Origin of the sequence: Hyphomicrobium facile (assembly GCF_900116175.1) — a bacterium.
In the GTDB taxonomy this organism is placed as follows: domain Bacteria; phylum Pseudomonadota; class Alphaproteobacteria; order Rhizobiales; family Hyphomicrobiaceae; genus Hyphomicrobium_B; species Hyphomicrobium_B facile.
In genome coordinates, this window is the sequence record NZ_FPCH01000001.1 from 43,327 (window position 1) to 55,615 (window position 12,289).

Sequence of the window (12,289 nt, forward strand, 5' to 3'; positions counted from 1 at the left end):
CAAGTCACACTTGATCCGGCCTCGCCTAACTCGTTGCAGTGCATGGATTTTCGCTGCGCTGCGGGATGAATTCCGGTCCGTCTCAGGTCTCTGCCCAGGCGCCGAGGCGATCCAGAAAGCCCATGCATTTTGCGATCTCGGTTTCGGCGATCCATTCGTCGGCTGTGTGGGCCTGGGCGATATCGCCCGGTCCGCAAACGACGGATGGCGCGCCCGCATCCTGAAAGAGGGCGGCCTCGGTGCCGTATGAAACGCCGTACGTTTGGTTCTGGCCCGTCAATTTCAAAGCGAGCGCGACGACCTCGGATGACGGTTCGGCGCCGAAGGGGGGAATGGAATTGACGCGCTCGATGTCGATGCCGGCTTCGGGGGCGATCGCGTGCATCTCGGGGAGGCAATGCGTTTCGGCGTAGCGGCGCAACCGATCCTCGATCTCGTCGGGGTGCAATCCCGGCAACGCTCGGATATCGAACACGAAGCTGCAATGCACGGGAACGATATTGGTCGCCGTGCCGCCGTCGATCGTCGTCACTTGCAGGGTTGAATAGGGCGGCTCGAAGCGAACGTCGATGACGCGCTGCTTCAGCTCGGCTTCCATACGGTCGAGTTCGCTGATCAGGCGCGTCGCATAGGTGACGGCGTTCACGCCGAGATGCGCCATGCTCGAATGCGCCGCGCGTCCCTTGACGTCGACCCGCCAGCGGACCGGCCCTTTGTGGGCATCGACGACCTGCATGCTCGTCGGCTCGCCGACGATCACCATGCGTGGTTTCGGAAGCGCCTTGCCGAGTTCGGCGATCATCGGGCGAACGCCAATGCAGCCGACCTCCTCGTCATATGAGAAGGCGAGATGGATCGGCTTCTTGAGTTTGCGCTTCTTGAAATCCGGAACGGCAGCGAGCGAAGCGGCGAGAAAGCCTTTCATATCGGCTGAGCCGCGGCCATAGAGCCGGCCGCCTTCCGCTCTCAACGTGAACGGGTCGCTCGTCCAATCCTGCCCATCGACGGGCACAACGTCGGTGTGGCCAGAGAGAGCGATGCCGCCTTCGTCAGCCGGACCGATCGTTGCGTAGAGAGAGGATTTCTGGCCGTCGTCGCTGACGATCCGTTGCGACGGCACGCCGTGCGCTCGAAGGTAATCTTCGACGAACGCGATCAGGCCAAGATTGTTCTTGTAGCTCGTCGTGTCGAAGGCCACGAGGCGCGCGAGCAATTCAACGGGAGTAAGGATTGGGCCTCGTGCTGCGGTCATCGGCTGACGCCGGGTTCAGTTCATGCTGCGTCGGGTATAGGGGCTATCGAGCGAGAAGGCGGGAATGGCGACGTCGAAAAGCTTTCCCGTCTCGTCCGACATCTGATAGCTGCCGACCATGATACCCTGCGGCGTCTTCAAGGGACAACCCGACGTATACTGGAACGACTTGCCGGGTGCGATCACCGGCGTCTGGCCGACGACGCCTGCGCCCCGAACCTCTTCGGTCCGGCCGAGGGCGTCCGTGATGCGCCACATGCGCGATTTGAGCTGGACGGTCTCGCCGCCGTCGTTGCTGATCTCGACGGCGTAAGACCACACGAAGTGGCTATCTTCGGGAGACGACTGGTCTTCCATGTAGCGCGGTTCGACACGGATGCGGATACCGCGCGTCGTCGCTTCATAAGGATGGAAGGCGGCAGCCGAAGCGGCCTTTCTCGATGGCGAAGTCGGCGTACTTTTACTCATATTATCCCCGTTACCCCGTGACCCTCTTCACCGCATTAGTGAGATCGTCTGCTAAATCTTCGACCGCTTCAAGTCCGATCGAAAGACGGATCATACCATCACTAATGCCGAGTTCCGAGCGCTGCTCGGGAGTCAGCTTGAAATGGGTGGTTGTCGCTGGATGCGTGACGAGGCTCTTTGCGTCGCCCAGATTGTTCGAAAGCCTGATCAAACGGAGCGCGTTAAGGCACCGGAAGGCGCCCTGTTTACCACCCTCGACCTCGAACGCGATCATCTGGCCGCCGCCCGGCATCTGCTTTGCGGCAAGCGCCGCCTGGGGGTGATCCGCTCGCCCTGGATATATTACCCGGGTCACGCCCTTCAGGCCTGCCAGAAGGTCTGCAATCTTGGCAGACGTTTCGCACTGCGCCTTGACGCGAATGGGCAGCGTTTCAAGGCCCTTCAGCATGACCCAGGCATTGAATGGGCTCATAGAGGGGCCGGTCTGGCGGACCCATTCCTGGACGTATTTGGTGATGAATTCAGATTTTCCGAGAACCGCGCCGCCAAGGCAGCGGCCCTGGCCGTCTATATGCTTCGTGGTCGAATATACGACGATGTCGGCGCCGAGCGCCAACGGCCGCTGCAGCATCGGCGTCGCGAACACGTTGTCGACGATAGTCAGGATGCCGTTATCGCGCGCGATCTTGCAGACTGCGGCGATGTCGACCAGCTCGAGAGCTGGGTTGGATGGCGTCTCGAAGAAGAACATTTTGGTGTTCGGGCGAACGGCGGCGCGCCAGGCGTCGAGGTCCTTCCCATCGACGAGCGTCGCTTCGATGCCGAAGCGCGGACAGAGCGTCTCGACGATGTAGCGGCAGGAGCCGAAGAGCGCCCGCGCTGCGACGACGTGATCGCCGGTTCTCATATATGAGAGCATCGAGGCGGTGACGGCGGCCATGCCCGTTGCGGTGGCGCGGCATTCTTCTGCGCCCTCGAAAATCTTCAGGCGATCTTCGAACATCGAGATCGTCGGGTTTCCGAAGCGCGTGTATTGGAACCCCGGGTCTTCCTGCTTGAAGCGCGCTTCAGCCTGCTCTGCGCTTTTGTAGACGAAGCCCTGCGTCAGATGGAGGGCTTCGGAAGTCTCGCCCCAATCGGACCGTGTGACGCCGCCATGGACGAGCGCCGTGGCGGGCCGCCAAGCCGGGTTATTGGACGGAAACTGTTCGTCATCTGCCATCGGAAACGGCCTTTCGCGCAATAAAAATCCCGGTCCATAGGCACCGGCTGACGAAAGGCCGGGCGCGGGAAACCGGGAGCGCACACGGCCTCTTTAGCGACTTGTTTAACGTGGCTGCAAGCCGGCCGGCCAAAGGACCACGAAGTGTGGAGCGGGATTACCCCCCGTACTCTGCGGCGTCAAGAGGCGGTGTCGATCGGGCGGGAATAACGGTTACTGCAGACATTGTCGCGCTTGGCGAAGCGTTTGGTGTACTTTAGACGATGCCGAAGGGGTACACCGGCGCCATGACAAAATCCGAAAAAGCGTTATCCGAGAAAGCTCATCCGGCGTCGAAGCGGCGGGAGCGAGGTGTCGGCATTCTACCGGCGCAAGCGATTTCCCGGATGATTGCAGACGGCGAGATCGCGATTGCGGAGCCGGTCGCCGAAGGACAAGTGCAACCCGCGAGCCTAGATCTCAGGCTCGGCGCCGTCGCTTACCGAGTGCGTGCGAGTTTTCTTCCAAGGCCCGGCGGCCGCGTGCAGACCAACCTCGACGATCTGGCATTGCATACGATCAGCTTGAGCCAAGGCGCGGTTCTCGAAACGGGCTGCGTCTATATCGTGCCGCTGCTCGAGTCGCTCGCGTTGCCGGCCGACGTCGAAGCGTCGGCCAACCCGAAAAGCTCGACCGGCCGGCTCGACGTTTTCACCCGCGTCATCGCGGACGGCGTCGGCGCGTTCGATCAAATTCCCCGCGCCTATAATGGACCGCTCTACGCGGAGATATGTCCTCAAACGTTTCCGATCGTCGTTCGCAAAGGATCGCGGCTGTCGCAGATCCGCTTTCGCAACGGGCCTGCCGCCGACAGCGATACGGCGTTGCGCGAATTGCAGCTTCGCGAGCGTCTCGTCTCGGCGGAGCATGCCGACATTTCCGGCGGTATCGCGCTCACCGTCGATCTCGCGGGTGACGCGACGGGCCTGGTCGGATTTCGCGCGCGGCGGCATACCGGCGTCGTCGACGTCGACAAGGTCGGCACGTATCCGGTCGGGGATTACTGGGATCCGATCTACGTCAAGGACAAGCAGCGGCTCATTCTCGATCCCGATCAGTTCTATATTCTGGCTTCGAAGGAAGCCGTGCATGTGCCGCCGACGCATGCGGCCGAGATGGTGCCGTTCAATCCGCTCGTCGGCGAATTTCGCGTGCATTACGCGGGCTTCATGGATCCGGGGTTCGGTCACGCGGCGGCAGGCGGCAACGGCTCGCGCGTCGTCCTCGAAGTGCGTTCGCACAAGGTGCCGTTCATTCTCGAAGACGGGCAAATCATCGGCCGGCTTATCTACGAGCGGATGACCGAAACGCCCGAAACGCTTTATGGCCAGGGGCTCAAATCGAACTACCAGGGCCAGGGTCTGAAACTCTCAAAGCATTTCAAATAATATCTTTGCACGGCGAAATTTCGATTTTTTATCCCTCGTTCACTGCGCTCATTCTATCAAACTGCACTGAAAACTGCGGTTTTGGCGGCTTTTTTGCGTGTAACCCCCATGTTGGCGCTTGCTTTCGGGCCACAAATGCTGCTCTTTTCGCCGGCTTCATTCGAAAAAGGCCCAAAAATCGCATGTTTTTGGGTTTCAACGATGATGTAGTGTTCGATACCAAACCGATTCGCATAAGAGGGACGACAATGGCAAAGGCAGCTGCGCCAAAGACTTCAGCCAAGGCTCCGGCCAAGGCTGCAGCGAAGATCGAGACCGTTACGTTGAAGCATATTGCCGCGACGCTCGCGGAGGCTCACGAGATTCCGAAGAAGCAGTCGGTCGCGCTGCTCGAAGATCTCGTCGCTCAGATTTCGAAGCATCTCAAGAAGGGCGCCCGCATCCGCATCGGCGGTCTCGGCGTTCTGCAGGTTCGCAAGCGTCCGGCGCGCATGGGCCGCAACCCTGCAACGGGCGAAGCCATCAAGATCAAGGCTTCGAAGAAGATCGCCTTCCGCGCCGCGAAAGAGCTGAAAGAGTCGGTCTAACGATCGCTCCAGCGGGGTAATGCGAAAAGGCCGCCAGCGATGGCGGCCTTTTTTGATTTGTTTCGGGCGACACGCGTTCCGCGCGCCGGCCGCTCGAAACGAAACCTCAACCGTTGCGGAAAAAGTCGCTGATGAAGCGGCCGTAGATTTCGGTCAGCGTCTCGAGGTCGGCGACGCTCGTGTGCTCGTCGACCTGATGGATCGTCTTGTTGACGAGGCCGAATTCGACGACGGGACAGATGTCCTTGATGAAGCGCGCATCGGAAGTGCCGCCTCCGGTCGTCAAAGCGGGCGTGCGGCCCGTGACGGATTTGACGGCGTCTTTGAGCGTCGAGACGAGAGGGCCCGGCTTCGTCAGGAAAACGTCGCCTGTTCCCGAGAATGCGAGATCGTATTTCGCATCGACTTCGGATGCAGCGCTTGCCGCCGTCTTCCGCACCCACTCTTCGATCGCAGGCCGCGACCAGCCGTCATTATAGCGGATGTTGAGCTTCGCGATGGCGCGTCCCGGTATGACGTTCGTTGCGGTGTTCGGAACGGAGATCACCGTCACCTGCAGGTTCGATGGCTGGAAGTTTTCCGTTCCGTCGTCGAGCTTCGTCGTCGAAAGCCGGTCGATGATGCGCGCGAGCTTCGGGACGGGGTTGTCGGCGATCTGCGGGTAGGCGGAATGGCCTTGAATGCCGTGTACGGTCAGATCGACGTTGAGCGAGCCGCGGCGTCCGATGCGAATTTCATCGCCGAGAGCGTTGGGATTTGACGGCTCGCCGACGAGGCAAGCATCGATGACTTCGTCGCGGGCCTTCAACCATTCAAGGATTTTCATCGTCCCGTTGATCGACGGGCCTTCTTCGTCGCCCGTGATGATGAACGACAGGGAGCCGCGCGGCAGGCCGTTATAGTGGTGGATGTATTTCATCGAAGCCGCGACGAACGCTCCGATGCAGCCCTTCATATCGACGGCGCCGCGGCCGTAGAGAATTCCATCGCGGACTTCGCCGGCGAATGGCGGGACGGTCCAGGCCGCTTCGTTGCCGACCGGCACGACATCGGTGTGTCCGGCAAAGGATAGGTGCGGTCGGCCTGTGCCGAGGCGCGCGTACAAGTTATCGACGTCGGGCGTGCCGGGCTCAGAGAAGACGAGGCGGTGACAGGTGAAGCCTGCGGGCTCCAGCACGTTCTGCAGCAGCGTCAGTGCGCCTGCTTCGTCGGGTGTTACGCTTTCGCAGCGGATGAGCGCTTGTGAGAGCGCAACGGGATCGGTTGGAATTAGGGTCATTATACAGTTTGACTTCCATATAGCTGACCGGCGGACGGCAACGGCGTTTCGCGGCCTTCGAGGCTCTGCACGATCGTGATCTTCTGCCAGATCTTACTCGATAGCTCCGATGTCAAGCGCTCGATGTCGCCGACGGTATCGACGACAACTGCGTCACTCAGGCGTTCGGCGTAGAGGGCCGCGCATTTGGCGGTCAGTGACAGCATTTCCGAGCAGTAGTCGAGATAGCGCATGAGCTCGAAGTGAGACAACTCGCGCTGTGGGCCTGATGTCGAGACGGTCGCTGCCCGGTCGGAGCTCGGGTCTTTCGTCAGCTGGTGCATGTCGACAACGTGCACGATAGACCGCAGCTCATGCAGGGCTGCGAGAGCCCGCGACCGTTTCCAGCGCGTTTCGAGAGTCGAGATGAAAAATGCGCCGCCTCCGAGCAGTACGGTAAGATTGAAGAGGGCGTCGATGCCCTGAAGGACCTCCGACCACTCGTCGGTACCCTTCAGAGTTGTGGCCTGGGCGGCGAGGTAAGCGAGCACCGTGAGGGTGCTCACTACCAGCACGATGAGAAGCGAGCGCAGCGTCCAGTTCGGGCGCGAAACGTAGACGATGCGCTCGGATGTCTGGCGGGCGACAGATATCAGGTCGGCGCAGACGCTGGACAGGCCCGAGTTCGGAAAACGATCGGCGATACGGTGCCCGAGCGTCTCGAGCGTATCGACGATCTTGTCCGCATCGAGTGCCCGGTACCTGCGCGCCACGGCCTAATCCCTGAGAAGCTCGTTGATGCTTGTCTTGCTCCGCGTCTTCTCATCGACGCGCTTGACGATGACGGCGCAGTAGAGGTTTGGACCCGGTTCTCCGTTCGGGAGAGGCTTGCCCGGCATCGTACCCGATACGATGACGGAATAGGGAGGCACCTTGCCGAACATTTTTTCGCCGGTGGCGCGATCGATGATCGTCGTCGAGGCTCCGATGTAGACGCCCATCGAGAGGACCGAGCCTTCGCCGACCTGGACGCCTTCGGCGACCTCGGCGCGGGCGCCGATGAAGCAGTTATCCTCGATGACGACCGGTCCGGCCTGAAGGGGTTCGAGCACGCCGCCGATGCCGGCGCCGCCGGAAATATGGCAGTTTTTCCCGATCTGAGCGCAGCTTCCGACCGTTGCCCAGGTGTCGACCATCGTGCCGCTGCCGACGTGGGCGCCGAGGTTGACGAACGAGGGGAGCAAGACCGCGCCGGGCGCGATGTAAGCGGAGCGGCGCACGATAGCGCCGGGCAGCACGCGGAAGCCGCCCTTGCGGAAGTCTGCTTCGGTCCAGCCCGCGAACTTCGGGGGCACCTTGTCCCAGTAGAAGCTGCCTGCCGGGCCGCCGGGGATCATTTCCATGTCATTGAGACGGAACGACAAAAGGACCGCCTTTTTCAGCCATTGATTGACGACCCAGGTGCCCTCCGCCTTCTCGGCGACGCGTGCCTCGCCCTTGTCGAGGAGGTCGAGCGCGGTTTCGACGGCGTCGCGGACGGGGCCTTTCGTGTCGAACGAAATGCCGTCGCGAGCTTCCCACGCCGTTTCGATTGTTTTCTTGAGGTCGTCGTGGGCCATGGGAAAGCGTCTCCGATGCTGTGCGGCTTGGTGTTTGAGGAGCGCTTGTCGCCTCTCGGGCGCGGGGTGTCAATTCGGAGCACAGGCCAATTGGTGTCTCGCGGCACCGTGCGTCAGGTTAAGCGTACAAAGCGGACGAAAACAGGTGCCGACCGTCATTACACGGTGAATTCGAATCGGGCATGGTGCATGCTCGCCGGACCGCACTTCCGCGGCCCCGGAACAAGGAAGCGATGTCCATGGCGAAATCGGAAGTCACCAGCAAAAAGGTTTCCTCGGCAGCCTCGACGGTGCTGAGGAGCAAAACTGCGACCAAGGCTGAGAAGTCGGTCGCGGCTTCGGCACTCACGCAGACCGGCAGCCCAAAGGAAACGACGAGCAAGAAGGTCGCGTCGGCTGCGTCGAAAATCCTGCATGATCCGAAGGCGAGCAAGGCTGCCAAGTCGGTTGCGGCTTCGGCGCTGACACAGAAGACGAAGAAGAAATAATTCGCCGACCGTTCGAGGCGCCGACCGTCAATTCATTTATGAATAGCTGCTCGAGGTGGTCAGTTCGTCGCCGCCTCGATTAGCTTTTTGGCGTCGTCGGAATCCCATTTCGCGGGGCCTGCCAGCCGCCCGATTTCCAATCCATCCTTGTTGATGAGGATCGTGGTCGGCATTCCCAGAAGTTTCAGCGCCATGCCCTGCTTGGCGCTCGCGTCCGAGTAGAGCTTGACGTTGGTTGCTTTCAGCTCGTCGAGGAACTTCCGCGACTCCTCATAGCCCTTCCGGTCAAGGCTCAGAGCCACGACTTCGAACTTGTCGCCGCCGAGCTTCTTCTGCAACTGGTCGAGCGCGGGCATCTCCTCACGGCAGGGGCCGCACCAGGTTGCCCAAAGATTGAGAAGGATCGTTTTGCCTTTGAGGCTCGACAGTTTGACGTCCTTGCCGTCGGCATCCTGAAAGGTGATGTCGGGGAGGGGCTCGGGCGTCTTCTTCGTGACGAATGCCGCCATTTCTCCGAGCTTGGAGGGCGATCCGGCCGATGGTTCGGCCTTGGGCGGCGATAAATCCCGGGCGGCGGTCACGGATTTTTCAGGTCCGGCGTTGCCCAACCCGCCTCCGATAACGTATACGGCGCCGAACCCGACCAACGCCGACAGCGCCACAGTCCAAAGGGCTTTCTGCGGGCCTCCCGCGCCGTTCGCTGTCATTTTTGGTAACCTTGTTCTCTTCTCTGATACGGAGCTGCTCGTGACCGACAAGCCAGCCAACACCATGTGGGGTGGCCGTTTCGCAATGTCTCCCGCCGAGATCATGCAGGAGATAAATGCCTCGATCGGCTTCGACAAGCAGCTTGCGCCGCAAGACATTCGCGGCTCGAAGGCGCACGCCGCGATGCTGGCGGAAGCCGGCATCATAACCAAATCCGATGCCCGCGAGATTGCAAAAGGCCTCGACAAGATCAAGGCGGAGATCGACGCGGGAACGTTCGAATTTTCCCGTGCGCTCGAAGACGTTCACATGAACGTCGAAAACCGGCTGAAAGAGCTGATCGGACCGGCGGCGGGGCGGCTGCATACGGCACGTTCGCGCAACGATCAGGTGGCGACGGATTTCCGGCTCTTCGTGCGCGACGCCATCGACGGGATCGATGAAGCTCTCGCAAATGTGCAGCAGGCGCTGGCGGAGAAGGCCGAGGCGCACGCTGCGACCGTCATGCCGGGATTCACGCATCTGCAACCTGCGCAGCCCGTGACCTTTGGTCATCATCTGCTGGCGTATGTCGAAATGATCGCGCGCGACCGGGGCCGGTTCGCGGATGCGCGCAAGCGTCTCAATGAATCGCCGCTCGGCTCGGCGGCGCTCGCCGGAACGTCGTTCCCGATCGACCGGGAGCAAACGGCGCAGGCGCTCGGCTTCGACAGGCCGATGGCGAACTCGCTCGACGGCGTATCGGATCGCGATTTCGCGCTCGAGGCGCTTGCTGCAGCGACCATCACGGCCGTGCATTTCTCGCGGCTCGCCGAAGAGATCGTCATCTGGATGACGCCGCAGTTCGGCTTCGTGAAACTGTCGGATCGCTTCACAACCGGCTCGTCGATCATGCCGCAGAAGCGCAATCCGGATGCCGCAGAGCTGGCGCGCGCCAAGGTCGGGCGGATCGCGGCGGCCTTCCAGGGCCTCGTCATCGTGATGAAGGGGCTGCCGCTCGCCTATTCGAAGGACATGCAGGAGGACAAGGAGACGACGTTCGACGCGTTCTCCAGCCTGCGTCTCGTCATGGCGGCGATGGCGGGCATGATTGCGGATCTCGAGCCCAATGCCGAGGCTATGCGAGCGGCCGCCGGGCGCGGGTACTCGACGGCGACCGATCTTGCCGATTGGCTCGTCCGGGAACTCAAAATGCCGTTCCGCGAGGCCCACCATGTGACCGGGTCTATCGTCAAGGCGGCCGAAGCCAAGGGCGTCGATCTCGATCAATTGAGCCTAAGCGACATGCAGGCCGTCGAGCCGCGCATCACGAAAGCCGTATTTTCGGTGCTCTCTGTGGAGAACTCGGTCAAGAGCCGGACGAGTTATGGGGGAACCGCGCCACAGAACGTCGCCAAAATGGCTCGTCAGTGGCTGAGGCGGTTGGAAAAGGCGCGAGGGAAGGTCTAAAAGTCTTTCTCTCAGCGCCTGCCATTCGAGCGGGCTGAATGGTTTTGGAGTGTTTTTGGCATGGCCGTGCTCTCACGCAGCACGAAATCCTGGATCGCGGTGGCGCTGGTCGGCGCGGCTTGCGCCGGTTTTGCAGGCTGCGGTGTTAAAGGGCCCCTCGAGCCACCGCCTGCCGCCAAGGCGGCTGGCGATGCGAAATTGCCCGATGCTCACGCCGCCGGTCAGAATTCGGACGCGCCGCCGAAACCGCATGAACCGTTCATTCTCGATCCGCTGTTACGGTAGCCGGTTCGCTCGGCCGGTTTTTTTGAAGCCTCCTCGTCTTCTCCGGTGACTTTTCCGGTGACGGGGGTCTTTCTCATCCGCTAGAAGCGCTTCCCATGCATCACTTTCAGTATAAGTCCGGCATCCTTCATGCCGAGGACGTAAGCCTCGCACGCATCGCTGCGGAAGTCGGGACGCCGTTCTATTGCTATTCGACCGCGACGCTCGTGCGCCATTACGAGGTTCTGGCGCGGGCGTTCAAAGGGCAGGACGCGCTCATTTGCTTTGCCGTCAAGGCGAACTCCAATCAGGCGGTGCTCACCACGATGGCGCGCCTCGGCGCCGGCATGGACGTCGTCTCGGAAGGCGAACTCCGGCGGGCTCGTGCGGCGGGGGTTCCGGCATCGAAGATCATTTTCGCAGGCGTCGGCAAGACGCGCGGTGAGATGGCCTACGCGCTCGAAGAAGGCATTCACGGCTTCAACGTCGAGAGCGAGCCGGAGCTTCATGCACTGAGCGATGTCGCGACGGCGATCGGCCGTACCGCTTCCATCGCCATTCGCGTCAATCCCGACGTCGATGCCAAAACGCACGCGAAGATCTCCACGGGCAAGGCCGAAAACAAGTTCGGCGTACCCTATGAGGACGCGCGGCGTCTCTATGCGGAAGCCGCCAAGCTTCCGGGCATCAAGGTCTCGGGCATCCATATGCACATCGGCAGCCAGATTACCGATCTCGCGCCGTTCCGCGATGCGTTTCGCCTGCTGGCGGATCTCGCACGCGATCTCAAAGCCGACGGTATCGCGCTCGAGCATCTTGATATCGGCGGCGGTCTCGGCATTCCGTACCGGGGCGCGAACGACATTCCACCGACACCCGATGAATACGCGGCGGTCGTCAAGGACACGCTCGGCGGTCTCGGCCTCAAGCTCGTTCTTGAGCCTGGCCGCATGATCGTCGGGAATGCAGGCGTTCTCGTTACGCAGGTCGTCTACGTGAAGGAAGGGACCGACAAGACGTTCACGATCGTCGACGCGGCCATGAACGACTTGATCCGGCCGACGCTTTACGAAGCCTACCACGACGTCTGGCCGGTCAACGAAGCGTGCTCGGACATGTCGCCGATGCAGCAGGATATCGTCGGGCCGGTTTGCGAGACGGGCGATTTTCTGGCTGAAGACAGGACGTTGCCTCCGGTCGCGCCCACGGATCTTCTCGCCGTCATGTCTGCCGGTGCGTATGGGGCGGTGATGTCGTCGACGTACAACAGCCGCTTGCTCATCCCGGAAGTGCTGGTCGATGGCGACCGCTATGCCGTGGTCCGGCCACGGCCGACCTACGACGACTTGATCGGGGCGGATCATCTGCCGCCGTGGCTCCAGGTCTAATTATGGCGGCGCAGGCCGCACCGGCGAGACTGGGGCTCCGCGCCTCTGGCGCACAAAAAGGCCGTAGAAAAGGCCGATAGGCGGGTCATTCGGCCCCTCATAGTTGCATTTTGTTAACGTGCGGGGTCAGAGGCCCGTGATACTTTAGGCTGGCATGGT

General features: G+C 61.4%; 13 protein-coding genes and 1 riboswitch. Of the genes, 6 read left to right on the forward strand and 7 right to left on the reverse strand.

Translation table 11 applies throughout. The features are described 5' to 3' along the window. Window positions 1–82 precede the first annotated feature (82 nt). Genes argE through metZ form a run of 3 tightly spaced genes read right to left on the reverse strand, consistent with a single transcriptional unit; the run spans window position 83 to window position 2,942 of the window. The gene (gene argE / locus BM399_RS00215) at window positions 83–1,252 is read right to left on the reverse strand and encodes an acetylornithine deacetylase (protein ID WP_092862547.1); all 1,170 of its coding nucleotides are present in this window, start codon (window positions 1,250–1,252) and stop codon (window positions 83–85) included. A gap of 15 nt (window positions 1,253–1,267) precedes the next feature. Further along, window positions 1,268–1,720 (reverse strand): Co2+/Mg2+ efflux protein ApaG, encoded by a 453-nt coding sequence (apaG, locus tag BM399_RS00220; RefSeq protein WP_092862550.1) that lies wholly within the window; start codon window positions 1,718–1,720, stop codon window positions 1,268–1,270. A gap of 10 nt (window positions 1,721–1,730) precedes the next feature. After that, entirely contained in the window at window positions 1,731–2,942 is a 1,212-nt protein-coding gene (metZ, locus tag BM399_RS00225; protein ID WP_092862553.1) for an O-succinylhomoserine sulfhydrylase, read from the reverse strand. 72 nt (window positions 2,943–3,014) lie between these two features. Beyond that, window positions 3,015–3,093, reverse strand: a riboswitch (SAM riboswitch). A gap of 136 nt (window positions 3,094–3,229) precedes the next feature. On the opposite strand from metZ, the gene BM399_RS00230 reads away from it, so the two are divergent. Then, on the forward strand, window positions 3,230–4,369 hold the full coding sequence (locus tag BM399_RS00230) for a 2'-deoxycytidine 5'-triphosphate deaminase (RefSeq protein ID WP_092865999.1): 1,140 nt from the start codon (window positions 3,230–3,232) through the stop codon (window positions 4,367–4,369). A 248-nt stretch (window positions 4,370–4,617) separates the two neighbouring features. Further along, window positions 4,618–4,956, forward strand: coding sequence for an HU family DNA-binding protein (locus BM399_RS00235; RefSeq protein ID WP_045838258.1), 339 nt, complete (start codon window positions 4,618–4,620; stop codon window positions 4,954–4,956). 106 nt (window positions 4,957–5,062) lie between these two features. On the opposite strand, the gene dapE is transcribed toward BM399_RS00235, so the two are convergent. Genes dapE through dapD form a run of 3 tightly spaced genes read right to left on the reverse strand, consistent with a single transcriptional unit; the run spans window position 5,063 to window position 7,833 of the window. Beyond that, window positions 5,063–6,235, reverse strand: a complete 1,173-nt coding sequence (dapE, locus tag BM399_RS00240; RefSeq protein ID WP_092862557.1) for a succinyl-diaminopimelate desuccinylase — start codon at window positions 6,233–6,235, stop codon at window positions 5,063–5,065. Continuing rightward, window positions 6,235–6,987 (reverse strand): hypothetical protein, encoded by a 753-nt coding sequence (locus BM399_RS00245; protein ID WP_092862560.1) that lies wholly within the window; start codon window positions 6,985–6,987, stop codon window positions 6,235–6,237. Before BM399_RS00245 ends, dapE begins: the two co-directional genes overlap by 1 nt. Before the next feature lie 3 nt (window positions 6,988–6,990). Continuing rightward, complete coding sequence (dapD, locus tag BM399_RS00250) at window positions 6,991–7,833, reverse strand: 2,3,4,5-tetrahydropyridine-2,6-dicarboxylate N-succinyltransferase (protein WP_092862563.1); 843 nt, start codon at window positions 7,831–7,833, stop codon at window positions 6,991–6,993. 239 nt (window positions 7,834–8,072) lie between these two features. On the opposite strand from dapD, the gene BM399_RS00255 reads away from it, so the two are divergent. Continuing rightward, a complete protein-coding gene (locus BM399_RS00255; protein ID WP_092866001.1) occupies window positions 8,073–8,321 on the forward strand; it encodes a hypothetical protein in 249 nt (82 codons plus the stop codon). Between the two features lie 59 nt (window positions 8,322–8,380). Here BM399_RS00255 and BM399_RS00260 read toward each other — a convergent pair whose 3' ends face one another. Beyond that, on the reverse strand, window positions 8,381–9,028 hold the full coding sequence (locus BM399_RS00260; protein WP_092862566.1) for a TlpA family protein disulfide reductase: 648 nt from the start codon (window positions 9,026–9,028) through the stop codon (window positions 8,381–8,383). Between the two features lie 40 nt (window positions 9,029–9,068). Between BM399_RS00260 and argH the strand changes: the two genes are divergently transcribed. From argH to lysA, 3 genes are all read left to right on the forward strand, one after another. Beyond that, the gene (gene argH / locus BM399_RS00265; RefSeq protein WP_092862569.1) at window positions 9,069–10,478 is read left to right on the forward strand and encodes an argininosuccinate lyase; all 1,410 of its coding nucleotides are present in this window, start codon (window positions 9,069–9,071) and stop codon (window positions 10,476–10,478) included. A 60-nt stretch (window positions 10,479–10,538) separates the two neighbouring features. After that, entirely contained in the window at window positions 10,539–10,763 is a 225-nt protein-coding gene (lptM, locus tag BM399_RS00270) for an LPS translocon maturation chaperone LptM (RefSeq protein ID WP_092862572.1), read from the forward strand. Between the two features lie 95 nt (window positions 10,764–10,858). Then, window positions 10,859–12,130 (forward strand): diaminopimelate decarboxylase, encoded by a 1,272-nt coding sequence (gene lysA, locus BM399_RS00275; protein WP_092862576.1) that lies wholly within the window; start codon window positions 10,859–10,861, stop codon window positions 12,128–12,130. The last annotated feature ends 159 nt before the right edge of the window (window positions 12,131–12,289 follow it).